General features: G+C 66.9%; 25 protein-coding genes, 1 tRNA gene and 1 pseudogene. 19 read left to right on the top strand and 8 right to left on the bottom strand.

Annotated features, from left to right (window positions below):
* Positions 1-257: 257 nt before the first annotated feature.
* The 3 genes and pseudogenes from KPL59_RS32410 to KPL59_RS32420 all read right to left on the bottom strand — a co-directional run bounded on the left by KPL59_RS32410 (position 258) and on the right by KPL59_RS32420 (position 3,162).
* Positions 258-2,618, bottom strand: a complete 2,361-nt coding sequence (locus KPL59_RS32410) for a UvrD-helicase domain-containing protein (protein ID WP_226363162.1) — start codon at positions 2,616-2,618, stop codon at positions 258-260.
* Between the two features lie 36 nt (positions 2,619-2,654).
* Positions 2,655-2,921 (bottom strand): annotated as a pseudogene (locus tag KPL59_RS37925) (DUF5710 domain-containing protein); the annotation flags it as partial.
* Between the two features lie 40 nt (positions 2,922-2,961).
* Positions 2,962-3,162: a hypothetical protein gene (locus tag KPL59_RS32420; protein WP_226360761.1), complete on the bottom strand. Its 201-nt coding sequence runs from the start codon at positions 3,160-3,162 to the stop codon at positions 2,962-2,964.
* A 135-nt stretch (positions 3,163-3,297) separates the two neighbouring features.
* Between KPL59_RS32420 and KPL59_RS32425 the strand changes: the two genes are divergently transcribed.
* The 6 genes from KPL59_RS32425 (at position 3,298) to KPL59_RS32465 (ending at position 10,659) form a co-directional block, all read left to right on the top strand.
* Complete coding sequence (locus KPL59_RS32425; protein ID WP_374111618.1) at positions 3,298-3,432, top strand: DnaB-like helicase C-terminal domain-containing protein; 135 nt, start codon at positions 3,298-3,300, stop codon at positions 3,430-3,432.
* 97 nt (positions 3,433-3,529) lie between these two features.
* Entirely contained in the window at positions 3,530-4,294 is a 765-nt protein-coding gene (locus tag KPL59_RS32430) for a transposase (protein WP_226359944.1), read from the top strand.
* Positions 4,295-4,418: 124 nt separating this feature from the next.
* Entirely contained in the window at positions 4,419-4,859 is a 441-nt protein-coding gene (locus tag KPL59_RS32440; protein WP_226360777.1) for a hypothetical protein, read from the top strand.
* A 319-nt stretch (positions 4,860-5,178) separates the two neighbouring features.
* Positions 5,179-9,384 (top strand): MobF family relaxase, encoded by a 4,206-nt coding sequence (gene mobF, locus KPL59_RS32455; protein WP_308187867.1) that lies wholly within the window; start codon positions 5,179-5,181, stop codon positions 9,382-9,384.
* Entirely contained in the window at positions 9,384-10,010 is a 627-nt protein-coding gene (locus tag KPL59_RS32460; protein ID WP_226360759.1) for a hypothetical protein, read from the top strand. The genes mobF and KPL59_RS32460 overlap by 1 nt, the downstream gene beginning before the upstream one ends.
* A 220-nt stretch (positions 10,011-10,230) precedes the next feature.
* Entirely contained in the window at positions 10,231-10,659 is a 429-nt protein-coding gene (locus KPL59_RS32465; RefSeq protein ID WP_226360758.1) for a nuclear transport factor 2 family protein, read from the top strand.
* A gap of 68 nt (positions 10,660-10,727) precedes the next feature.
* Here the strand turns inward: KPL59_RS32465 and KPL59_RS32470 are convergent, their stop codons facing one another.
* Positions 10,728-11,321: a hypothetical protein gene (locus KPL59_RS32470; protein WP_226360757.1), complete on the bottom strand. Its 594-nt coding sequence runs from the start codon at positions 11,319-11,321 to the stop codon at positions 10,728-10,730.
* 134 nt (positions 11,322-11,455) lie between these two features.
* Here KPL59_RS32470 and KPL59_RS32475 point away from each other — a divergent pair.
* From KPL59_RS32475 to KPL59_RS32520, 10 genes are all read left to right on the top strand, one after another.
* Positions 11,456-11,529: transfer RNA gene (locus KPL59_RS32475), tRNA-Leu, on the top strand.
* A gap of 176 nt (positions 11,530-11,705) precedes the next feature.
* The gene (locus KPL59_RS32480) at positions 11,706-12,044 is read left to right on the top strand and encodes an Lsr2 family protein (protein WP_226360756.1); all 339 of its coding nucleotides are present in this window, start codon (positions 11,706-11,708) and stop codon (positions 12,042-12,044) included.
* 45 nt (positions 12,045-12,089) lie between these two features.
* Positions 12,090-12,236, top strand: coding sequence for a hypothetical protein (locus KPL59_RS32485; protein ID WP_226350831.1), 147 nt, complete (start codon positions 12,090-12,092; stop codon positions 12,234-12,236).
* A 6-nt stretch (positions 12,237-12,242) separates the two neighbouring features.
* Complete coding sequence (locus tag KPL59_RS32490) at positions 12,243-12,779, top strand: hypothetical protein (RefSeq protein ID WP_226360755.1); 537 nt, start codon at positions 12,243-12,245, stop codon at positions 12,777-12,779.
* A 61-nt stretch (positions 12,780-12,840) separates the two neighbouring features.
* Entirely contained in the window at positions 12,841-13,473 is a 633-nt protein-coding gene (locus KPL59_RS32495; RefSeq protein ID WP_226363100.1) for a hypothetical protein, read from the top strand.
* A gap of 342 nt (positions 13,474-13,815) precedes the next feature.
* Positions 13,816-14,178 carry a DUF4870 domain-containing protein gene (locus tag KPL59_RS32500; RefSeq protein ID WP_226363163.1) on the top strand — a complete coding sequence of 121 codons (363 nt, stop codon included), beginning with the start codon at positions 13,816-13,818 and terminating at the stop codon, positions 14,176-14,178.
* Positions 14,179-14,485: 307 nt separating this feature from the next.
* Entirely contained in the window at positions 14,486-14,749 is a 264-nt protein-coding gene (locus KPL59_RS37930) for a transposase (RefSeq protein ID WP_226363101.1), read from the top strand.
* 190 nt (positions 14,750-14,939) lie between these two features.
* On the top strand, positions 14,940-15,596 hold the full coding sequence (locus KPL59_RS32510) for a response regulator transcription factor (RefSeq protein WP_226363102.1): 657 nt from the start codon (positions 14,940-14,942) through the stop codon (positions 15,594-15,596).
* Between the two features lie 4 nt (positions 15,597-15,600).
* A complete protein-coding gene (locus tag KPL59_RS32515; protein ID WP_226363103.1) occupies positions 15,601-16,998 on the top strand; it encodes a HAMP domain-containing sensor histidine kinase in 1,398 nt (465 codons plus the stop codon).
* Positions 16,995-17,936 carry a TAXI family TRAP transporter solute-binding subunit gene (locus KPL59_RS32520; protein WP_226363104.1) on the top strand — a complete coding sequence of 314 codons (942 nt, stop codon included), beginning with the start codon at positions 16,995-16,997 and terminating at the stop codon, positions 17,934-17,936. The genes KPL59_RS32515 and KPL59_RS32520 overlap by 4 nt, the downstream gene beginning before the upstream one ends.
* 63 nt (positions 17,937-17,999) lie before the next feature.
* Here KPL59_RS32520 and KPL59_RS32525 read toward each other — a convergent pair whose 3' ends face one another.
* The 3 genes from KPL59_RS32525 to KPL59_RS37935 all read right to left on the bottom strand — a co-directional run bounded on the left by KPL59_RS32525 (position 18,000) and on the right by KPL59_RS37935 (position 19,517).
* Positions 18,000-18,308 (bottom strand): transposase family protein, encoded by a 309-nt coding sequence (locus KPL59_RS32525; RefSeq protein ID WP_226362093.1) that lies wholly within the window; start codon positions 18,306-18,308, stop codon positions 18,000-18,002.
* Between the two features lie 6 nt (positions 18,309-18,314).
* The gene (locus KPL59_RS32530) at positions 18,315-19,082 is read right to left on the bottom strand and encodes a transposase (protein ID WP_226361223.1); all 768 of its coding nucleotides are present in this window, start codon (positions 19,080-19,082) and stop codon (positions 18,315-18,317) included.
* Between the two features lie 84 nt (positions 19,083-19,166).
* Positions 19,167-19,517 (bottom strand): hypothetical protein, encoded by a 351-nt coding sequence (locus tag KPL59_RS37935; RefSeq protein WP_374111693.1) that lies wholly within the window; start codon positions 19,515-19,517, stop codon positions 19,167-19,169.
* A gap of 74 nt (positions 19,518-19,591) precedes the next feature.
* On the opposite strand from KPL59_RS37935, the gene KPL59_RS32540 reads away from it, so the two are divergent.
* Together KPL59_RS32540 and KPL59_RS32545 are read left to right on the top strand one after the other, a co-directional pair.
* Positions 19,592-20,548, top strand: coding sequence for a hypothetical protein (locus KPL59_RS32540; RefSeq protein WP_226363105.1), 957 nt, complete (start codon positions 19,592-19,594; stop codon positions 20,546-20,548).
* Between the two features lie 298 nt (positions 20,549-20,846).
* Entirely contained in the window at positions 20,847-21,092 is a 246-nt protein-coding gene (locus tag KPL59_RS32545) for a hypothetical protein (RefSeq protein WP_226363106.1), read from the top strand.
* Positions 21,093-21,210: 118 nt separating this feature from the next.
* Here KPL59_RS32545 and KPL59_RS32550 read toward each other — a convergent pair whose 3' ends face one another.
* Positions 21,211-21,975, bottom strand: a complete 765-nt coding sequence (locus KPL59_RS32550; RefSeq protein ID WP_226359944.1) for a transposase — start codon at positions 21,973-21,975, stop codon at positions 21,211-21,213.
* A 147-nt stretch (positions 21,976-22,122) separates the two neighbouring features.
* Between KPL59_RS32550 and KPL59_RS32555 the strand changes: the two genes are divergently transcribed.
* On the top strand, positions 22,123-22,518 hold the full coding sequence (locus tag KPL59_RS32555) for a hypothetical protein (protein ID WP_226363107.1): 396 nt from the start codon (positions 22,123-22,125) through the stop codon (positions 22,516-22,518).
* The last annotated feature ends 1,109 nt before the right edge of the window (positions 22,519-23,627 follow it).

Here is a 23,627-nt window from a genome sequence, read left to right on the forward strand (position 1 = left end):
CGTGAACGTGTCCCGAGAAGCGACCGTACGGTCGGAATCTCCGCGTATCTTTCACAGCGTCTACGCCGCGCCGACCATCGTAGGCTGCTGTGCCATGAACGACCCTTCACGGTGAACCCCTGGATGCCTCGTGTAGTTTCCCCACCGTCTGGCCTGCATGACCCCATCCGGTGAGTCTGCTCACACTGTGGAGTGATACTCCTAAGTCGATGCCGGTGTCAACAGAAAGCCCGGTCACCAGCGGGAGGCGAGGCCGGTCACGACGCGGCCCAGCGCCGCGCCGCGGCGGGCACGTCGGGGTCGGTGCTGTGGCGGGTGGCGGTGCAGGCGCGATGGCTGGCGAGGATCTCCCCGATACGTTGCGGGTCACGATCGTGCTGCAGCTCCTGGACGGGGTCACGATCTCGGTGGTCTCGGTGGTTCCGGCCGTGGGTCTGGTGCCGGTGCACGGCGCCGCTGACGCCCCTGTCGCTGGTGTCCCTGTCGACGGGTTCGGTGCGGGTGCGGGGGTGGCCGGGTGGGTGGTGGATCCAGTCGAGGCTGCCGGGGTCGAGGTGGTGCTGAGCGCGGGTGACGGCGACGTAGGCGAGGCGGGCGTAGTCGGGGTCGATCTCCACGATCTTCTCCCCGGTAGCGGTCGGGTCGGGTCGGGTCGGGGGTGTGGGGAAGTCGTCGGCGATCCGCACGACCGGCCATTCACGGCCCTTGGCTTTGTGCGCGGTGGAGACCACGACCTCGGCGTCGTTCTCAGCGGAGAGTTCGTCGAGGGTGGCGAGGACGGCGGGGACATCGCACCGGTCGATGATGTCGACCAGGGGTTTCAAATCCTGCCCGGCGGGGTCGTGGTCGGCGTAGTCACGGACACGGTCCCAGCTGGTGAACAGCTGCAGCTCGTGGTGCTGGGTCGGCCGTCCGGCCTGCAGGTCGCGTGCGGCCAGAGCGAGAGAGCGCAGCGGGCCACCGCCGCCGCAGAGCGCGACCCGTCGGCCTGCGGCGAGCAGTGCCATGATCTCGCCCATGGCGCCGCCGTTGGTGCGACACAGCACCGCATCCGGCACACCCCCACCCCCGCCGTGCTCGTCGAGGGGGCCGGTGGTGCTGGCGAGGTCGGGGTTCCCGGTCAGGCGCAGGGTCTGTCCGGTGTAGGGGAGCCAGTGGTTGGCTTCCTCGGCGATCGCAGATCCGAAGCGGAACGACCGCGACAGGGTCAACCCGACACCGTCGAAGTCGGTCATGACGTCCCGGGCGCCGCGCCAGCCGTAGATGGCCTGGGCGGAGTCACCGACCATCACCAGCTGCGCATGATCGCGCTGGTCGCAGAAGATCTTCTCCAGGGCGGGGTTGGTGTCCTGAGCCTCGTCGAGGAGCAGGAACTCGCAGTCCAGACTCGGTTCGGTCAACGCCCACATCTTGAAGTAGTGGTCGTGACCGAACGGGAACCCGCCAGCGCTGCCGGGGTCGCCGGGGTGTTGGAGGTCGTTCCAGATCCGGCGGGCGTAGTCCACGACGATCCCGGCGAAGATCCGGTGGGATCGGCGGTCGGGCATCCCGGGCAGGTGGGGGACGTGGCGGCGGGTGATGGTGTCATCGGCGGAGTGGCAGAAGTTCAGGACGGTCTTCTGCGCGGCGGCGCACTGCCCGGCCGGTGTCACCCGCCGCTCACCGAACAGCAGCGGGGCGTCGATCCCGAGACGGGGAGCAAGTTCGATGCTGGGGATCCGGGGCGCGGCCAGGCGAGCCTGATAACGATGGCCGATCGCGGCGTAGGCGAGAGAATGGGAGGTCACCGCCTGCACCGACGGCGGGAACGACCGCCCGGCCTCGGTGGCGATGGACTTGTTGAACGCCAGATACAGGCCCCGCCCGGTGGTGGTCGCGGCGAGCGCACGCAAGGTGGAGGTCTTCCCCGCACCGGCACCGGCCTGAATGGTCAGGTCGTAGCCGGCGGTGAACGCCTCGACCGCGGCCTGCTGCTCGACGGTCAACCTCTTCTTCCCCGCCGCCCGGGCCGGTCGCGGTGCCGCGTCGCGTTGCTGGGGCACCGATGGCGAGCTGGCCGTGGTCGGTGCGGTGGTGTCGCGCCCGAGGGTCTTGTCGGCGATCTGTGCCCGCTGCTGCGGTGACGGGGGCCGCCCGACGGTGATCCCGGCGTCGGTGAGGATCCCCAGGTCCAGCTTCCAGGTCCGGGTCGAGCGCTGCTCCCAGACCCGGGCAGCGTCGGCGATGTGGGCGAGGGCCTGCTCACGGGTCCAGGTGTTCACCGTGCACAGATGAGCCAGGGCTTCGTCGTCGCGGCCCTGAACGGTCGCGTAGCCGAAGTGGGTCACCAGGTGACAGTCCGAACACAGACACACCAGCCGCCGCAACGTCTGCACTCCGGACGCTTCGTCGTAGGTCCAGCGTTCGTGGACCTCGAGCCAACGGCCGATGTCAGGGTGGCGGTCCTCGCCGCGCCCGCAGGCCTCGCAGCGGTACCCGGTCCGCCCCAGCACCGGACGACGCAGCCGTTCCCAGTCACCCGGCGCGACACACGAACGGACATTGGTGAACCAGCACGACGCCGGGACCAGATCCACGAACAGGCCGTCCCCGACCGTGCGGTCCTCACCCGGCAACACCTCAGGAACATCCGGGCGAGCCGCCCACCGGGCCAACGCCGCTGTCGGTGGGGCCGGGTCGAACCACCGCCGCGCCCGGGCATCCCAGCGCGCCCCGGCCGCTTTCGCCTCGTCCTTCTCAACGAACGGCACATCCAACCAGCACCGCCCCGCGCTGCGCCGTCGCTCGCTGCGCGGTTGCTCGCCGTGTTGCCGGCTGTCGCGGCGCGGCTCATCCTGTCGGGTCACGACCACCTCTCCGCCGATCCCGGGCACTGTTGAACGTGTCGACGATCCGTCACCAGGATCGCATAAATCGGGCACTCCCGGATTCTGCTCCGGCGCCGCTCAGGGGAACAGGCCGTCACGGATCCGGATCTCGGTGCGGTTCGCCCCAGGACACGCTCATCGCATCCCCACCGACCGTGGCGAGTAGCTGGGTCGCCTGTTCGAGGCCGAACTGGTCGGGCAGCGCTGCGACCGCGGCGCGGACCCCGGACCACAACGCCGCGATCCCGGCCTGCCGGCCCGGGTTGACATCGGCGGCGATGACCTCGACCCGCACAACGAGGACATCCCCACCCGGATCGGCCGAGCCGAGCGTCCGATCGGTGGTCCGATCGTGATCGGAGCCAGCGGAGCTATCAGTTCTCGCGGCGGTTGAAGGTTCTGACGAAGGAGCTGGAGGTGCCGGTGATCGTTGTCGCAGCTGAACCGTGACCCGAAGCAGTGTGTGAACAAGCGGTCATTGCTGTCGGATTTGCGGGAGTCCACCGCGATCGCGATCGAGCAGGACGCCGATATAGTGATCTTGAGGCTTATTCAGGCCCCGTGAAATAACGATCTAGCCCGGCGTGTCGGGTTGGGTGACAGCCCGTCCATCGCGAATATTGGTTTGCCGAATCAATCCGAGATGAACGGGCTGCCGCAGTATGTACTATACCACTGGTTTCCGGCGTGATGAAATTCAGGATCTTGTCGCTATAGTGTATGAGCAGGATCAGCGGGACGCGACGGAGGCACGTTTGTCTTGGCCGCCGGTTCTGGGGTTGTTCTGGTCGGTGGTGATCACGTTGGCGTATCTGCGCGGGAATCGTGTGCAGTGGGAGTTGGCGGAAACCTATGGGGTGTCGCAGTCGACGGTTAGTCGAGCGATCACGGGGGTGACACCGTTGCTGGCACAGGCGCTGCGGAGTGTCGTTCCGACGGCAGAGGAGCTTCGTGCCGATCGGCAGTACATCATCGATGGAACCTTGCTGCCCTGCTGGTCATGGGCCGCGGTGCCGGGTCTGTGGTCGGGCAAGCATCGCACCACCGGCGTCGTCGTCCAGGTCGCAGCCACCCTGGAAGGGCAGCTGTCGTGGATCTCCGACCCGACCCCAGGCTCCCGACACGACCTATATTGCCTCGACCAATCCGGCGCCCTCGACCACCTCGCCACATACCCCCCGATCGGCGATAAAGGATACATCGGGCGCGGCATGCTCACCCCGTTCAAAAAACCACCCGGCCGGGAACTTCTCGACTGGCAAAAAACATTCAACAAGAGCCTCAACCACACACGCGCCACCATCGAACGAGTCATCGCCCATATCAAAACGTGGAAAGTTCTCCACACAGACTACCGGCGGCCCTACGCCACATTTAAAACGACAATCTCGGCAGTCATCGGACTCATCTTCTACACACTTACCTGACGGAGCCTGAATAAGCCTCCTTGTTGCATCAACCGGACGCCTATGACTCGGAGGATACTCGTGCAGGTGAAGCAGATTTGATCCTGGTGAAGCATCGCGGGAGTCCCACGGCGACGGTGACGGTGTGCAGTCAGCTGCATTACTGCAGATTCGCGGGCCTGGCGTCGTGAGCGCTGTTGAGAATGGTGTCAGCCGCACCGTCAGGGTGGTCATCAGTACTGCGTTGTCGCGGGGTCGTGATCTACGGTATGTCGTTGTCGATGTCGCCACCGGGGATGTTATCGATGACGCGCAGGGGTATGGCTATAAGTCCGTGCACGATGCGTATCGTGCGCACGGCTGCAAGTCTGTGCCGCCGAAGAGAGATAATCGACGGGATGTTGTGAAGCGGGTAGTTAAGGCTTGGTGTGCTGCGCATCCGGAGTTCATGGCTGATGTCGAGAGGATGGCGTCCTGCACGGTGAAGGACGGAGAACCGCTTACGCAAGTCGGTGTGGAGCGGTTGCTGGCCGAGCATGGTCTGGAATTGCCGTTCTCGGTCGGGGTTTTGATGCGGCACTGGTGAGGGCGGCTGTTTTCCCGGAGTAAGGGGAGGGGCGGGGGTCAGCTCGGTGCTGCCGCGCCGCTTCCGGTCCTCGCCGCCTGGGGGCGGCTGTGGTCCGGGTCGGCTTGCCCCCGACTCGTCGGTGCGGCTGCTGTGCGGTGCCGGTCGGTGTGGCTGTTCGGCTCGTCCTCGCCTGCGGCTCGGTCTTGCCGCCGTGCTGGGATTGTTCGGCCCGTTCGGTCTCCTGGTCGTTGCGCGCCCAGTCGTCCGCCGGACCGAATCCCACCACACCCATGCATCATCTGATGATCTTTGGCCCGGGTCGGGTAGGCTGCGACTCGTGTTGCGGGTGACGGCGGTCGGTGCGGGTGCGGTGGAGTACCTCGTGCGCGGGTCGGGTTGCGCTGCGCATCAGTCTGTTCGGTCGGCTGGGGAGGGTGTGGACGCGCCCGGTTACTACGAGAAGGCGGTGGCTGCGGGGGAGCCGTCGGGGTACTGGTTTGGCACGGGGATGGCCGGTCTGGGGTTGTCGTTCGTCTCGGGTGAGGTTGCTGCGGCGGATGATGTTCGGGCGGTGTTTGGGCAGTTGCGTCGGCCGGAGTCGTCGGTGAAGGCGCCGGTGTTCATCGGGTCGCGTCCTCGGAATTATCTGTCTGCGGCCGAGCGTGTTGAGCGTGCGCTTGCGCGGGAGAAGGGTGTTCTGTCGGCGGAGCGGGTGGAGGAGATTCGGCGGTCGGCGGAGTCGGATGGTCGTCGTAGCGTGGCGTATTACGACTGGACGTTCAGTGCGCCGAAGTCGGTGAGTGTGTATTACGCGGCGTTGCTTGCGGCGGGTGCGGTGGAGGACGCGGAGCGGGTCCGTGGCGCGCATGCGAAGGCTGTTGAGGCGGCGGTGTCGTTTGCGGATGCGCGGGTGGCGGTGACGCGGACGGGGCGTCATTCGGGTCCGCGGTCGGCTGCGGGTATGGGGACGTTCGAGCAGGGGACGGGGACGGTGTGGTCGGTGTGGGGGCATTCGACGAATCGTGAGGATGAGCCGCAGTTGCACACGCACGCAGCTCTGTTGAACCGCACCGCGACCAGCTCGGGGAAGGTCGGCGCTCTGGATGGGGCGTCGTTTGCGGGTATTAAGCAGGCCGTGGACGCGGTGTATCAGCAGACCCTGGAGCAGCTGGTCACCGAGGCGACTGGTGTCGGGTGGCGGGATCGGCCGGATGGTCTGGTGCGGGAGATCGCGGGGATCGACGAGTCGTTGTTGGCGGCGGCCTCGACGCGGCGCGGGCAGGTCGTGGACCGGATTGCGGCGTTGACGGGGCAGTACCGGTCCCAGGCGGGGTCGGTGCCGGGGTCGGCGGCGTTGCGGAGGATCGCGCAGGCGGCGGTGCTGGACACGCGGGCTCCGAAGTCGGCGGATGCGGGGCCGGTCGCGTTGGAACGGTGGGCGCGGTCGCGGGTGTCGGAGTTGGCCGGGGCGTTGTCGGGGATCGCCGACGCCGCCGTCGGTGTGACCGAGCCTGGTGAGCGGTTGACCCGGGATGTGTTGTTGGCGGGTGCGGTGGATCGGGTGTCGGCGCGGTATGCGGTGTGGACGTTCGGGACGTTGGTGTGGGCAGTCAAGGCCGGGGTCAGGGACCGGTGGGCTGATCTCGGGCTAGAGGATGCGAGCGCGGCTGAGCGTGGTGCGGCGCTGGAGGCGCTGGCGCGGGAGGCGGTGCGGCGTGCGGATGTGGTGCAGGTGTCGATGACCGAGCCTGCGCCGATCCCGGATGCGTTGCGCCGTGAGCGGGGCGCGCGGGTGAACGCTGACGGGTCGGCCGTGGTCGGGGACGGCGGGTATGTGCTGCGCGGTGCGCACCGTGAGCGTTACACCTCCGCAGCACACCTGAGTCGTGAGGAGGCGGTGGTCGCGCGGGTGTCCTCGGCGCTGGATGTCGGCCTGGCGGCGGAGCGGACCGCAGAGGTGCGGGCGGAACTCGCCGGGCACGGCCTGTCCCCGGATCAGGTCCACGCCGCTCTGACGGTGCTGACCTCCCGGGTCGCGGGCGACGTTGTCGTCGGCCCCGCGGGGGCGGGGAAGTCCCGGACGATGTCCGCGCTGGCCGAGGTCTGGACCCGGGAGGTCGGGGGGCGGGTGATCGGGTTGACGACGTCGCAGATCGCGGCGAACAACCTCGCCGATACTCATATCGAGGCGGTCAACACGGCGGTGTTCGCGGGCCGGTTCACCTCGGGCGTGGACGGGCAGGTGAGGGACCGGCTCTCGGCGAGTGATCTGGTGATCGTCGATGAGGCCGGGATGACCTCCACCCACGATCTGCACCTGATCACCGAGCTCGCCGCCGGGGCGGGGGCGAAGGTCGTACTGACCGGGGACCCGGAGCAGCTCGGGGCGATCGGCGCGGGTGGCCTGTTCTCCCACCTTGTGGACACGGCGTCGTCGGTGACCGAGTTACAGGTTGTGCATCGGTTCGAGCAGGAGTGGGAGAAGGCGGCGTCGTTGCAGGTCCGTGCCGGGGATACGGCTGCGGTGGCGGAGTATCTGGCTCGGGGCCGGTTGCACGCTGGGTCGGTGGAGGAGATGGAGGCGGGTGCGTCGCGGGCGTGGCTGGCTGACACCGTCGCCGGGCAGCAGTCGCTGCTGATCGTCAGTGGGAATGAGCAGGCCGCGCAGCTCTCGGAACGCTTACGGGAGGAGTTGATCGGCCTCGGCCGGGTCCAGGCAGAGCCGGTCGGGCGGGTGCACGGTGTCGAACCTGCAGGTCAGCCGGTGTCGGTGGGGGATCGGGTGCAGGCCCGGCTCAACGACCGGTCGTTGCGGGTGGATCTCCCGGCTGGGTCCCGTGGGAGGAAGACCGGTGCGGTCACCAACCGGGAGATCTACACGATCATCGGCGCTGTCGGTGATGAAAACAATGATCACTTTCTGTTGGGGGAAGATCAGCACGGAGTGGTCGCGTACTTCCCGGCCGAGTACGCCGCCCGGCATCTACGATTGGCCTATGCGGGGACGGTGCATGCTGCGCAGTCGTCGACCGTGGACACGAGTCATTCGGTCATCGGTGAGGGCATGGGTCGGGAGTCGGTGTATCCGGCGATCACCCGGGGCCGGGTCGAGAATCATGTGTGGCTGGTCGCGGCCCGGTCGGCGGACGAGCACTCTCCGCAGGCCCTGGCCGAGACCGCCCGGTCCAGGTTCTCGGCGGTGGTCGAGTACAGCGGAGCGCAGGTCTCCGCGCTCGCCGCCCAAGCCGAAGGCCGTGAGCAGGCCCGGGCGTTGGTGACCTTGGCCGGGGACTGGTTCGACCTGGCCCGCATCCAGCACCGCGAACGGGCCGATGAACTCCTGGTCAGGGCGTTGGGGCCGGTCAACGCGTCGCGGGTCGCGGCCGAGGGCGGTCGCGGGTCGCTGCTGACCGTCCTCGCCGACGCGGAGCTGAGCGGTCACGATCCGGCCCGGTTGCTGGGCCAGGTCGCGGCCTCTCGGGAGCTCGACAGCGCCGAGAACGTGTCGGATGTGCTGCGCTGGCGCATCGCCGGAGCGGTCAGTACGCGGGTGCCGGAGGACCCGGTGGGTGCGGCCGGGCGGTTCGAGACGTGGACTGTTGCGGGTGACGGTGTTCATGATCGGCAGCGGAACGTGTTGGCCCCGTTGATCGTCGACCGCATCCACCAGCTCGGAGAGCAGGCCGCTGAGCGGCAGGCCGAGTGGGCGGTGGAGCACCTCGGACAGGTCCCCGACGACGCTGGTGAGCGTGCGGAGTGGGTGCGCCGCGCTGGTGTCGCGGCCGGGTACCGGGAGTACGCAGGGATCGACGCCACCGCGTTGAGTCTCGGTCCGGCCCCGGCCGCCGATGACGTCTACGCCCGCGCGTGGTGGACCCGCGCGGTCGAAGCCCTCGGCGCCGATGCTGCTCTGGTCGAGCATCGGCGTCTGTCGGATGCGGTGCTGGTGGAGAAAGTGCGGGTCTGGGAGCGGGTCCACGCCGGGGCACCGGTTTATGCGGCTGATCAGCTCTGGAAGGCGCACGAACGGCTGCATGACGCCCGGGTGACCGCACACCTCGCCGACGCGGCGCGGGACAACCCGCGAGGTGACCAGACCACTCGGGCGCTGGCCGGGGTCAGCGCGGCGACCGCGCACGTGCTGGTCGACATCGCCGCCGGGCAGGTCGAGACGTGGTCGGCAGCGCATGAGCGCCGTACCAGCTGGTATGGCGGGGTTCGTGATCTCGCCGAGGACGCTCGCCTCGCTGCGGACGAGCTGCACCGCCGCGGCCGCTCCCAGGACAGAGCGCCGGTGGTCCCGGTCGAGGAGCGGCCCCGCCCGCAGCGTGAGTACGCGATGCGGACCGGCACCGACCGCCTCCACACTGGGAGCAGTGCCTCGGCCGGGCAGACGGCCCAGCAGAGGGTGGACGCGGTCGGGGCGCGGGAACGTGCCCGGGCTGAGGAAGCGTCCCGCCGCTATCATCTCGACCAGCACGACGCGCACCACCTGGGACAGCGCGCCGAGCAGCGTCGTAGTCACGGCCTGGGATACCACTGATGCTCGACCCGTCGTTGCCGCCGCCGGAACAGCTGGCTGCGCTGGTCACAGCGCTGGACGCTCGGCTCGCCCGCCTCGAAACCATCGTCACCAGCGATAGCGACGGCGTCGGCGGGGCGGCTGCGGGGACTCCGGACGAGCTACGGCCGACGGCGTGGCCGGCGCTCGATATCGATGCCGCGGCGGCGGCGTGGGACGAGCTCGGGGCATGGGTCGCGACGGTGCTGACACCGATCCTGGAGCCGTCGGTGCGCCAGATCCCGCTCTGCTGGCCCGTCCACACTTGGGGTCGCGAGACCCTGTCGTGGCTGCATGCGGCGTATCGGCAGGCCTACGGTCCGCACGGTTCGGGTTTCCTTGCTGCGGAGTGGCATACCCGGTGGGTGGGACACGCCTTCACCGCGTTCGACGCCCCCGACACCGCCCGCGGCGGTGTCTGCGACCGGCCTGAGCACCGCACACCGGGCGGTGACCCGGGACGTCGGTTGCGGGTCGAGGAGTGGCGGCCGTGGTTCGACTGGGCCCGTGCCGCTGATCTGGAACGACGCCGGGCCGCCCCGGTGGCGGTCCAGGCAGAGTCGTCATCGTCGCCCGTTCCGGGGACAGCTGCCGGTTCGGCCGGGTGATCGTGGTCGGCGGGTCGGGGCTGGCTGGGGCGGGATGGGATAGGGATGCCGGGTGATGAGATCAACGTTGACACGGCAGCCAGGGACACAGGGTCTGGGGAAGCGGCGGGGATGGTCGGTGGTGGTGGCCGCATCCGCAGTGGTGCTGCTGGCTATGTCAGGGTGTAGCTCCGCTGGGCAGCCCCACGCAGAGCATTCTGCGGCCGTCTCGGCGACGCCGATGCCGACGACGACTCCGGTGCCGCCGCTGGACAAGGCGAAGTTGGTGACTGACTTCTACACCCAGGCGTTCGTCCACCGTGATGTTGCGGGTGCGTCGCAGACCTATGTGGCGGAGCACTACATCCAGCATAATCCGCAGGTCCCCAACGGGCGGGCGGCGTTCGTGGCTGCGATGGGCCCGTATGTCAAAGACAGCGGAGTGAGCTTCCGGATCGGCCGTGTGGTCGCCGAGGGGGACATCGTGGTGGTCCACGCCGAGTCGACGGAGAAGGACGGGAAACGGTCTGCGGTCGCGGACTTCTTCCGCGTCGAGGACGGGAAGATCGTCGAGCACTGGGACGTCATCCAGGCCATCCCCGCCGCCAGCGCCAACGGCAACCCGATGGTCCCCGCCGCCACGCCCTCGCAGGCCCCGGGGCACCCATAGGTGTGCCCGCGACCGGTGAGACCAACCGGGCTCGCCCCCCCCGGGTCACTCGGTGGGGCGCGCGGAGGTCATGTCACTGATCGCCAGCGTTCGTGCGCGGCCTGACGACTCACGCCGGTCACGGCACCGATCGTCGCCCACGACGCCCCGCTCTGACGGGCGGCCCGGACGGCGGCGGCCAGAGCCGTGTTCGCCGCCCGGGCCTCGTGCGCGGCAGCGTGCGCGCGCAGCACCACAGCACCGAGCTCCGCCAACGGATCAGGCACCGGTGGCGGCGCCATCTGCTCACCGGCCGCGCCCGAGGGGCGCTTCTGCCGCGGCGGGCGGCCCTGGCCGGTGCCTTCTTCACCCCCGTCGGGGCTGTCCAGGGGCGCAGGGACCCACTCGGCCACGTGTGTGCGCCACTGCGACGCCAGCTCCTCGCGGGACTGTTTGCGGTAGCGGCGCACGATGAGCGCCCCCTCGGCCCGAGGCGCGTCGTGCGGGGGCCCCGACCAGCCGCACGAGCACACCGCCCGCCGGGCCACCGCCGGAACGGTCTCCCCAGTCGGGTCGACCACGCCGTCGGCGTCGATCGACATCACCGACCCCACGTGCTCCGGTCCGCCGGGGTGCCCGCCCTCGATCCGCCACGGCCCGTGAACCTCAGTGTTGCGTGCCATCGAGGTCTCCTCGACTAGAGTTTCCTGTCAAGCTTGACTGACGCACTGAGTGTAGTGCCGTCAAGGAGGCGTGACAGCAGCTTCGTCAGGGAACGTTGGCGCCAATTGTCAGGCTACCTTGATGGTGAGCGTTGGCCCCCGTAGCCCAATGGCAGAGGCAGGCCTCTTAAAAGGGTCACCGGTGTCGGTTCGACTCCGACCGGGGGCACCGTGCGTGGTGCAGAATCTGTGCTGAACCGCTGTGGTTATCCGGCTGGCTGCGAGAGGACGCCGGTTCCGGGCGTCGCGGGGGGTCGGGTTCTTTCTGTAGTGTTCACTCGTGTTCGGGTTGCTCCGATTCCGGGGTGACCGTCACGGTGCGGTTTGGGATGTGAGGTCAGGGTTATGGCTCAGGTGACTCGGGTGGAGCTGCTGGATGATCTGGAGGGGGGTCCGGCGGATGAGACGGTGCGGTTCGGGGTGGACGGGAAGTCGTATGTGATCGATCTGAACTCGGAGAACGTGGAGTTGTTCCGGGCTGCGGTGGCGGATTTCGTGGCGGCGGCGCGGCGGGACACCGTCGGTGGGGTGCGGGCGGCGCGGCGGTCGGCGGCGGCGTCGTCGGATGAGGTCCGGGCCCGGAACCAGGCTATTCGGGGGTGGGCCCGGGAGAACGGGTACTCGATCTCGGATCGGGGGCGGATCCCGGTGGAGGTGACGCACGCCTACGAGCAGAGCCACTGAGTCCTGGCCGCTGAGATTCGTACGGGTGTGGTGAGGGAGCGCTCGATGGCTGTGCTGGCAGGTACCGACGACGGCGATGCCGTCCTGGACGTTCACGACATTTGTGATGATGTCGAGGATGTGGTTGATGGTGATGATCGTCGGGTCGGTTTCGGTGATGACGAGTACGACGTGTTCGTCGTGGGCGGGTGAGGCGGAGTGACTGAGCAGATGGCGGCGTTCCCAGAGTTCGCCCCGGCCTCTGCCCCGGCCTCTGCGTCGGTGGTGCGGTCGATTCAGGGTGAGCAGGCCGCCCGGTCGGCTGGGGTGCGGCCGCGGGCATCCGATGATGATGTCGACGCCTATGTCGATGGGGTGTCGGATGAGGTCCTGGCCTGTCGGGAACGGGGCCGGCATCTGTTCCCCACGATCCGGCAGGCGGGTATCCACTTCACCGGTGTGGATGAGACCGGGTTGCTGTTGCGCAGGTTGCGGTGTGGGTGTTGCCGGTTGGCGGTGAAGGTGGAGAAGTGGGAGGGCGCCCAGGTCGGGGGCCGGACCCGGTTCCGCCGGGTCGCCTCGAGTTTGGAGTACCGGGTCGGCGCTGACGGGGAGCAGTACCTGGCCCCGTCCGGGGCGGGGTTCATGACACCCCGGCAGGTCGGCGACGCGATCGCGTCGAAGGCATTGTCGGGGGCGACGCTCGCGGCACTGCAACGCGCCGCCGCCGAAGCCGGCGACGTGGACGAGGAGTGAGGACCCGCGCGGCCGGGCAGCCCGGCCCGGTCGGGTATCTGCGTGTGGTGGGTGGTCGGTAGTGGGTGTTCGCACGGTCCGGTTCTGCGACATCACCGGGGTCGAGTCCGACGACGTCGTTCACCACGAGTTGCAGATCGATCAGATGCGGATCGAGATCGACCTGGTCGACAGCGAGTACGAACGCCTCCTGGCCGCGTTACGGCCCTTCATGGACGCGGGCCGGGTCGAAGCCTCCATCCCTACCATCCCTACCGTTCCTGCTGTCTCCGCTTCTGCGTCCATCGCTTCTGCTCCCGTTCCCGCGGTTGCGGTCGGGGCTGATTCTTCTGCTCGGAGTCTTGGCGTGACGGGGGAATCCGTGGCTGGCGACACGGCGCCGGAGGGTGAGACTCGGGAACTGCTGGCTGATGTGGCGGTGGTGATGGCGGGTCGCCGGCGGGTGTTGTCCCGGGAAGTGGTCTTGTCGTTACAGCAGTTAGCTCCGGGGGTGTACGGGGCGTGGTCGCAGTATCGGCTTTCCCGGGAGTTACCGACGAGCGCTAAACCGTATGGTGATACCGGCGGCATGTATGTTTCACTACAGAAAGTCATCGCTGCGCGTAACGCGGCCCGCCGGGCCGCTAAAAAGAAACCTACTAAGAAGCAAATAACGGGTGCGGGTGTGTCGTCTGCGGGTGGGGGGCTGTTCTGATTCATCGCTGAGGCCCGTTGAGTTTCTGCCGTTAACGACTTTTCCTGAGATAGCGGGGTGGATCGATGCCAGGCGGCGGGAGCGATCCGAGTTACATGTACTCGAATGGCTGGTCCGGTAGCCGCGCGGATCATGACCCGGTGGTCGCGGCGCGCGCGGCGGGTGTGGTGGTGTCGTTCGCGCGTGACGGTGACGACGCGCGGTTATTGTTGGAGATGCTGGACCTTGTCGAGGGCGCGTCCCGGTTGGCGGACTCTTTCCGGAGTGAAGAAATATAGCCGCTGTGCGGCGTGTTTCGAGGATTATTCAGTGCCCGTGTGAGAGCGAGGAGTTGCTGTGGACATGAATGAGGTGTCTGAGGACAGTCGCGGCGTGGCGATCATCGCTCATCTCTCGGCGCTGTTCGCCACGGTGCTCAGTGCTGGGTCGTTGAGTCTGCTGGGTCCGTTGTTGATTTGGCTGGTCAAGAAAGACGATCCGTTCGTGCGGAGGGCTGCCGCGGCGGCGTTCAACTTCAACCTGCTGATCTGGATACTGTTCCTCATCGGCTGGCTGCTGGTCTTCACGATAGTCGGGATCATCGTCGCGATCCCGTTGATGGTGGGTCTGTTCGTGGTCTCTCTGTGGTGCCACATCAAGGGCGCGGTCCGGGCGTCGAACAACCGGGCCTACGACTACCCGTTCCAGCTGCGCGTACTGTCCTGACCGTCCCCGGGCGTGAGGTAGCCGGCCGCGGTGATCGGGGATGGCGCCGGAGGCGACGGTGTCGACGTCGCGGTGGAGCTGGTCGCCGTCGGGACGCTGGTAGGCGTCGAGGGTGGTGGCGCGGATGACGGGCAGGTGCCGGTAGAGCAACAGCACCTCACCGCGCGGCAGGGTGCGGATCGCCGCGGGCGGGTAGATGGGTACGTGAAGCGTCCACGGTGTGATGCCGCTTCCTTTTGAGTCTGGAAGGAAGATGTTCGTGCTGAAGCAGATCCCGGAGGAGACCAAGTAGCGAGCGGTCCGGCTCGTGCTGGGGCATCTCGATGAGTACCCGAGCTTGACCGCTGCCTGTCAGACCGTCGCTGCCCGTCTGGACTGTGGCGCGGAGTCGTTGCGTCGGTGGGTGCGTCAAGCCCAGATCGATACCGGGGACCGTGACGGTGTCACCTCGAGTGAGTCCGAGCGGGTCCGGTTGTTGGAACGGGAGAACCGCCAGCTTCGTGAGGCCAACGCGATCCTGCCGGACGCAACGGTTTTCTTCGCGGGGGAGCTCGACCCCCGTAGGCGTTGATCGTCGCTTTCATCGACGCGCAACGCCGACAGGGCTCGATCAGCGCCCACTGAGCACCGCTGGTGTCCGAGGGGTATCGCCGCTTACGCCGAGCCACCTGTCCACGATGGACCACACCTGGCCGGGTGCAGCGCTGACACGCCGACACTTCTCAAACACGCACTGAGGTGGTGCGGCACGATGTCCCATCGTGAGGGTGTTGGTGGTCGAGGATGACTTAGGCGTGGCAGGTGCCCTAGCAGAGGCGGTGCGTGTCCGCGGGCACGGCGTCGTGCACGCGCCGTCCGGGGGTGCAGCGATCGGGTTGCTCGGCGAGGTCGATCTGGTACTGCTCGATCTGGGCCTGCCTGATTGTGACGGCCTGAGTCTGTTGCATCAGGTACGGCAGGACTCTGCGGTCCCTGTGATCGTGTTGACCGCTCGCTCTGCGGAGGGTGACGTCGTGCGAGCGTTGCACCTCGGCGCCGACGACTACTTGGTCAAGCCGGTACGTCTGCGCGAGTTACTTGCCCGCATCGATACCGTCGTGCGCCGGGCTGCAAACGTGCTCGCAGACGCTACAGTGGTAGAGGTGGAGGACGTGCGGGTTGACCTCGGTGCCCGCCAAGTTACCGTCGGCGCAGTAGACATGCCCCTGACCGGGAAAGAGTTTGCCGTGCTCGCGTCGCTCGCCAGCCGCGTCGGAGTGGCCGTGAGCCGCCGCCAGATCCTCGACGAGGTGTGGGGCGCCGCGTCGGTCGCCAGGTCGAAGTCGCTGGATGTACATGTCGCGGCGCTGCGGGCTAAGCTCAACCGCCCTGGACTGGTCGCGACCGTGCGTGGGTTCGGTTACCGCCTGGGCCGGTGACGAGGTGCAGCGACGTCTGTTGCTCGTCCTGTCGTTTTTCTCCCTGCTCACGGTGGCCGCGTTCGTGATGCCGTTGCTGGAGCAGCAGGCGACCACGCGGGCCCAGGCTTGGGCGCTGACTCGCGGTGCCGACCTCGACTGGTTCGCCGAGATGGCCGCCCTCGAGGGAACCGATGATTCCCACGGCGTTCTGGACTGCGGTGCACGTCGTCACGCGGACCTCTACCGCGAAGGCGTACTCGTCGTCGATGCGCAGCGTCGATCGGTGGTATCGGCCGGCCTCGCGCTGGACGCCCCCGGTGTGCCCGCTGCGCTGGACGCGGCGCTGCGCAATCAGCCGTCGGTCGCCCCGACGTGGATTACGCCGTTCGCCCGCGACTCGGTGTTGCTGTGGCAGCCGGTCGGGACCGGGCACCGCGCCAACGGGGCCGTGCTGCTACTCGCCGACCCGGCACGAGCGGCCGCTGACGTGGCCCTTACCTGGGCACTTGTGCTGTGTGGGGCACTTGCTGCAGCGGTCGGGTTCGCTGCGCTCGCGCTGCTGCTGGCCCGCTGGGTGCTGCGTCCAATCGGGGTGCTGGCCCGCGGCGTCGGAGCCGTCGCGCAAGGTCGCGCAGGGGAACAGATCGCCGTCTGTGCTGGGCCGCGAGAACTACGTGAGCTAACTGAGTCGTTCAATCGGATGTCGGCAGCGGTCCGTGCTGGCGCAGCTGAACAGCAGCGCCTCGTCGCCGATGCGTCGCACCAGATTCGGAACCCGCTGAGCGCGTTGCGGCTGCGAGTCGACGGGCTTGACCCCCATATCGCTGCCAGCGGTCGCGCCACTTACGACTCCACGCTTGGAGAAATCGACCGGCTGGAACGACTGTTGGATGGGATGCTGGGACTCGCCTCAGCCGAGGCGCAGTCGGCGGCGGTCGCTGCCGGCACCGCTGCTCCCGCACACTGCAACGCCGCCGTCGTCGCCGCCGGTAGGGTCGACGCGTGGCGGTTGGCCGCCGCCGCCTCGGGGGTAACCCTCGAGGGCTGCTTCGGTGACTGGGAGTCCTTGGAGCTGCCTGTCGGCTGGCCCGACGGTGATCTGGAACAGGTGCTGGACGTGCTGTTGGACAACGCTGTGCGGCACACCGGCCGCGGTTCGACGGTGCGGGTGCGGTGGTCCAGCGGGCTGAACGGCGGGACGGTCGCGATCTCCGACGACGGACCCGGGATCGCCGCCGACGATTTGGCCCGCGCTCGACAGCGATTCTGGCAGGGCGCTTCCCCCGGCGCTGCCGGAGGCTCCGGGTTGGGACTCGCGATCGCTGACCGGCTGGCACACGCACACGGCGGCCGCCTCGACCTCGAGTGTGCGCCATCCGGCGGGCTACTCGCCACCGTCGTCCTAGGACCGATTCAGTGAGCGTGCAGGGACAGTCGCGGCGCTCGGTCCTCGGTGGGATGTGCCTGCTCCCGATGCTCACATCATGCACTAGCGCCGCGCTCGATGAACTCTCGCTGGCTGCAGGTGAGCCCGGTGGATTCTATGCCGAGTTCGCGGATTTGCTCGCAGCGGTCTCACGCTCGGCCGGGTGGCCACTGCGTCCCGTCACGACCGGGGGCTCGCGCAGCAACGCCGAGCTCGTCATCCGTGGGGGCGCCGATGTCGGGCTCGCCCTCACCGACCTCGTCCTGGCCGCGCGGGCCGGGGTGTCACCATTCGCCGCACCACTAGAGCTGCTCGCGATCGGAAGGCTCTACGAAAACTATCTACAGCTCGCGGTGCGATCGTCGGCGCCGTTCATCCGGCTGGCTGATCTGGCTGGCCGGGTCGTGTCGCTCGGCACACCTGGTTCTGGCGCGTCGCTGTTGGGGACCCGCCTTGTCGCCGCGGCTGGGATCGCAGTGCGGGCCTGCGAGCTCAACCTCGCCGCGGCGACCGCGGCGCTAGCCGACGGGCGGATCGACGCATTTCTCTGGTCCGGTGGGGTCCCGACGCCCGCGGTCAGTGCGCTCGTGGGCCAGAGCCCGGTCCGGCTGCTACCGCTCGCCGAACACCTACCCGCGCTGCGCGCCCGGTATGGCGCCGGTCCCTACTCCACCGCCGTTATGCCTGCTGGAGTCTATGGTGCCGCCACACCGATTGCGACGATCGGTGTGGCAAACCTGCTTGTCGCCGCGCCCACACTGCCTGGTCGAGCCGCAGAGGCTCTGGCCCGGCTACTCGTCGAGCGGGCCTCTGACCTGGTGCCCGCCGCGGCGCTGGGCATCCAGTACTTCGATCAGCCTGTGCTCGTCGATACCGGAGACGTGCCGCTACATCCCGGAGCCGCCGTCGCTTACCGGAAGCTGCACGGGTGAGATTCCAAAGATAGGGTTAAGAACAGGCGGTCGCCCGCGACCAGGAGGCTTATTCAGGCTCCGTCAGGTAAGTGTGTAGAAGATGAGTCCGATGACTGCCGAGATTGTCGTTTTAAATGTGGCGTAGGGCCGCCGGTAGTCTGTGTGGAGAACTTTCCACGTTTTGATATGGGCGATGACTCGTTCGATGGTGGCGCGTGTGTGGTTGAGGCTCTTGTTGAATGTTTTTTGCCAGTCGAGAAGTTCCCGGCCGGGTGGTTTTTTGAACGGGGTGAGCATGCCGCGCCCGATGTATCCTTTATCGCCGATCGGGGGGTATGTGGCGAGGTGGTCGAGGGCGCCGGATTGGTCGAGGCAATGAGGCTTATTCAGGCTCCGTCAGGTAAGTGTGTAGAAGATGAGTCCGATGACTGCCGAGATTGTCGTTTTAAATGTGGCGTAGGGCCGCCGGTAGTCTGTGTGGAGAACTTTCCACGTTTTGATATGGGCGATGACTCGTTCGATGGTGGCGCGTGTGTGGTTGAGGCTCTTGTTGAATGTTTTTTGCCAGTCGAGAAGTTCCCGGCCGGGTGGTTTTTTGAACGGGGTGAGCATGCCGCGCCCGATGTATCCTTTATCGCCGATCGGGGGGTATGTGGCGAGGTGGTCGAGGGCGCCGGATTGGTCGAGGCAATATAGGTCGTGTCGGGAGCCTGGGGTCGGGTCGGAGATCCACGACAGCTGCCCTTCCAGGGTGGCTGCGACCTGGACGACGACGCCGGTGGTGGTGCGATGCTTGCCCGACCACAGACCCGGCACCGCGGCCCATGACCAGCAGGGCAGCAAGGTTCCATCGATGATGTACTGCCGATCGGCACGAAGCTCCTCTGCCGTCGGAACGACACTCCGCAGCGCCTGTGCCAGCAACGGTGTCACCCCCGTGATCGCTCGACTAACCGTCGACTGCGACACCCCATAGGTTTCCGCCAACTCCCACTGCACACGATTCCCGCGCAGATACGCCAACGTGATCACCACCGACCAGAACAACCCCAGAACCGGCGGCCAAGACAAACGTGCCTCCGTCGCGTCCCGCTGATCCTGCTCATACACTATAGCGACAAGATCCTGAATTTCATCACGCCGGAAACCAGTGGTATAGTACATACTGCGGCAGCCCGTTCATCTCGGATTGATTCGGCAAACCAATATTCGCGATGGACGGGCTGTCGCCCAACCCGACACGCCGGGCTAGATCGTTATTTCACGGGGCCTGAATAAGCCTCCGGGTAGCCGGTTGAGGATGGCGCGGGCCTGGTCGGTGATCTGCGGCGCTGCAGTGATCGGGTGACCGCCGACGTCGACGCGGATGGTGCGTAGCGGACGCAGGGTCCTGATCAGTGTCTTGATGGTCACTCCGGTGGCGTCCTGTAGGTGCTGCGAGACTGCGAGGGCGGCGAAGACGACGGTGAGGTGGGCTTCGATGGTGTCGCGTTCGCGGTGGAAGACCGGCCGGGCGCGTAGGTCGGATTTGGTCATGCGGAAGCTGGCCTCGACCTGCCACAGGTCGTGGTAGGCGGCCACGATCGCGAGTCCACCCATGGTGGCCTCTGGCAGGTTGGTCCTCGACCGCCCTAGCCAGCCGGGCGCGGGTCGCGGTCATCGGCAAGCAGAACGTGCTGGCCCTACCGCAGCTGGTGACCGCGATCCTGGCCGCGCGCGCACAGATCGCCGCCGAACAGCACTCCGACCTGATCTTCCCCAGCCAGCAGGTGCCGGGGTGGATGTTCCTGCACGACGAGTACTCCTTCGTCGCGCACGATCCGAAGGTCGCCGCGTTGTGGACCGAGACGGTCAACACGGTGCGTGCGCTGGGGATCTGGTTGGTCGGGTTGAACCAGTCCCAAGGCCAGGGCGCCTGGGGCGGGGACCACGCCCGCTCGGCGTTCGCCTCGCAGGTGGTCGCGTTCCGGACGAATTCGAAGTCGTCCTCGGATCTGGTGCCCGGGTTGTTGTTCGATCCGGCGGAGTTGCCGCTCAATGATGGGCGGCCGCGGCGGCCGGTGCCGGGGATGGCGGTGCACGCCCATCTCGATGCGCCGGTGCGCTGGGACTGGCTGCCCAGCGATGCCGACGCGGCCCGGATGGCCAGCAAGGGCCTCCCGGCGCCGGCGTTGACCGCGTCGGCGGCGTTCGACCGGTTCTTCGCCCAGCCGGAGTTGCATCCGCTCGACGCGGCGGCGGTCACCAGCGTGCTCGGCCCGCCCGTGGGTGGGCGGTGGCAGGTCGGCGGCCTCGGCGCCACCCACCACCTCCGCGACGACGACAGCACCGTAGGCAGCGGTCGCGCTGTCGCCGTCCCGGCCGTCCCGGCGTCGCGGCGAGCGTCCTGGGGCACCCGCGCCAGCGGGGCCAGCAGCGCGACCGCCGACGCGGTGGAGCCGGCAGAGGTGGTGTTGTCCCCGGTCCAGGCCGAGGTCCTCGCGCTGGTCCAGGCCGGGACGGCGACGACCGGGGCGCTCGTCGCTGCGGCGTCCGCGTCGAAGGCCGCCGTGCACGACGCCCTGGACGTGTTGATCGGCTACGGCCGTGTCACCCGGGCCGCCCGGGGCCGCTACCAGGCCCGGTCGTGACCGCCGGGCCGCGACGCCGCGTCCATAGCCCGCACCGAAGACGACGCAGCACAGCACCGAAGACGCCGCCGAAGACGGAAGACGGAAGACGGTGCCGAAGACGGTGCCGAAGACGGTGCTGCCGCGCCGCTTCCGGTCCTCGCCCGCCCTGGGGGCCGGGCTGCGGTCCGGGTCGGCGTGCCCACGACCGTTCCTGGTGGCCTGCCCGGGTGGATGACCGGCGCCGCCTGACGCCGACACCATGCCACCAACTTTTTGCGAACTGGCTGCATTACTGCCGCTTTGCGAGTATGGCGTCATGACTGATTCTGAGGGCGAGTTCGAGAAGGCGGGCCAGGTCCGTGGGTATAGGATCGAGGCCGATGTGGAGTTGTCCAGCGACTGGCTTCCGGCGTCGGCGTTCACGATGGTCTACCCGACGATGGATGGGGCGATCGCGACGGCGATCGAGGGTGTTGAGGACCCGGAGGTCGATGAGGTGCGGATCGTGCACGTGGCCACCGGCTGGGTGGTATGGCGGTCCACCGATGAGGAATTCGAATGACCTTCCGGAAATTCTGTCGCAATGGATAAGCCGGTCTGTTTCTGCGTGAAGCACGTGGTGGTCTGATTGTCACGGTCATTGTCGCTCGCCTGTTGCATTGAGGCTTATTCAGGCTCCGTCAGGTAAGTGTGTAGAAGATGAGTCCGATGACTGCCGAGATTGTCGTTTTAAATGTGGCGTAGGGCCGCCGGTAGTCTGTGTGGAGAACTTTCCACGTTTTGATATGGGCGATGACTCGTTCGATGGTGGCGCGTGTGTGGTTGAGGCTCTTGTTGAATGTTTTTTGCCAGTCGAGAAGTTCCCGGCCGGGTGGTTTTTTGAACGGGGTGAGCATGCCGCGCCCGATGTATCCTTTATCGCCGATCGGGGGGTATGTGGCGAGGTGGTCGAGGGCGCCGGATTGGTCGAGGCAATATAGGTCGTGTCGGGAGCCTGGGGTCGGGTCGGAGATCCACGACAGCTGCCCTTCCAGGGTGGCTGCGACCTGGACGACGACGCCGGTGGTGCGATGCTTGCCCGACCACAGACCCGGCACCGCGGCCCATGACCAGCAGGGCAGCAAGGTTCCATCGATGATGTACTGCCGATCGGCACGAAGCTCCTCTGCCGTCGGAACGACACTCCGCAGCGCCTGTGCCAGCAACGGTGTCACCCCCGTGATCGCTCGACTAACCGTCGACTGCGACACCCCATAGGTTTCCGCCAACTCCCACTGCACACGATTCCCGCGCAGATACGCCAACGTGATCACCACCGACCAGAACAACCCCAGAACCGGCGGCCAAGACAAACGTGCCTCCGTCGCGTCCCGCTGATCCTGCTCATACACTATAGCGACAAGATCCTGAATTTCATCACGCCGGAAACCAGTGGTATAGTACATACTGCGGCAGCCCGTTCATCTCGGATTGATTCGGCAAACCAATATTCGCGATGGACGGGCTGTCGCCCAACCCGACACGCCGGGCTAGATCGTTATTTCACGGGGCCTGAATAAGCCTCATTGTAGTCGTTGTGGGGGTCTCGTCACATGACTGCTGAGAACCGCGATTCCATGGCAACGAGGGTGGTTATTAGTACGGCGTTGTCGCGTGGTCGGGATCTTCGGCATGTCGTTGTCGATGTCACCACTGGCGAGATTATCGATGACGCACAGGGTTACGGCTACAAGTCTGTGCAGAATGCGTATCGCGCGCATGGCTACAAGTCGGCACCACCGAAGAAAGAGAATCGGCGGGACGTCGTGAAGAGGGTGGTCGAGGTTTGGTGTGCGGCGCATCCGGCGCTCATGTCCGATGTCGAGAAGATGGCGTTCAACGCGTTGAAGGATGGGGAATCGCTCGCGCAAGCCGATGTGGAGCGGTTGCTGTCGGAGCATGGCCTGGAGTTGCCGTTCAGTGTCGGAATTTTGATGCGGTACTGGTGACGCGAGTGCCGCTACCTTGTGTTTTGGGTGGTGCGTCTTGGGTCGCGCTGGGCTTGAAGAGGGTCCTTTGTGAACTCGCCGCGGCTCGTTTGTTCTGACGGTCTTGTGTCGACGCCGCTATCGAGGCCGTGATTGGTGGACGCTGTTCGCATTACTAAATGCGAGGGTCTTCTCGTCGTCGCCACCGCCCGGGTTTTCTGGTCGGACCGTTGGTGGGGCGCGCCCCGTCCCGGGCTCCGCGCGGTGGTCCGCCCTGTCGGGGTACCCTCGGATTGGCTTATTATCTGCTCGGATTCCCTCGGATTGGCATAGATCATCTCCGGGGGGTGGTGAAGCCGGTTTGTGCGGTGTGACCTGTGGTTTTGTGTGCTGGGTCACGGAGTGACCCAGAGGGCAGAGTACGAAGTTCAATGCCTTTGAAAAGCAAGGTCAAGGTCAACAGACTGTGGCGGGGGTGGGTGGCTGAGCTGCTTTGGGTGTATCTGCTCGTAGGTGGGTTGTTCGCCTCGCTGCGCATCGGAGGAGATTATCCCTCGTCTTGTCGAGGTGGGTTGGTTTGGTGGTGATCTTTCTGTAGGGGGTGGGGTTGTTCGCCTCGCTGCGCATCGGCGCAGTCAAACCCTCGGTTTATCGGGGTGGTCGGGTTGGGTGCTGATCTTTTTGCGGTGGGTGGTGTTTTCCGCCTCGCTATCGCCTTGGCGTCGAGTGGCGCTGTTGGCGGCACGTGATGGATGAAAGGCGGCTATTGTGTTGGGTGAAGTGGGGGGTCGGGTGCGTGCGAAGCGTCGGGATGTTGGTGGTGTTCGGCAGACTGAGCGGGATGCGGTGTTGATGGAGGTGATGGCTCATCAGTATGGGTTGCCGGAGGATTTGTTGGGGAGTGTGTTGGGGGTGTCGGCGCAGTCGGTGCAGTCGGTGATGTTGCGGTGGCGGCGGGCGGGGTGGGTGCGGTCGGGGAAGGTGGATGCGGGGGCGACGTGGTTTTGGTTGGGGCAGGGTCAGGCGCGGGAGTGTTTGGGGTGGGATACGCCGGGGTGGCGGCCGACGCCGCCGGTGACAGGTCATGTGCGTGCGGTGGCGGCGGTGCGTTTCCATCGGGTGGGTTTAGA

Source organism: Pseudonocardia sp. ICBG1142 (genome assembly GCF_020496255.1).
Taxonomy (GTDB): Bacteria; Actinomycetota; Actinomycetes; order Mycobacteriales; family Pseudonocardiaceae; genus Pseudonocardia.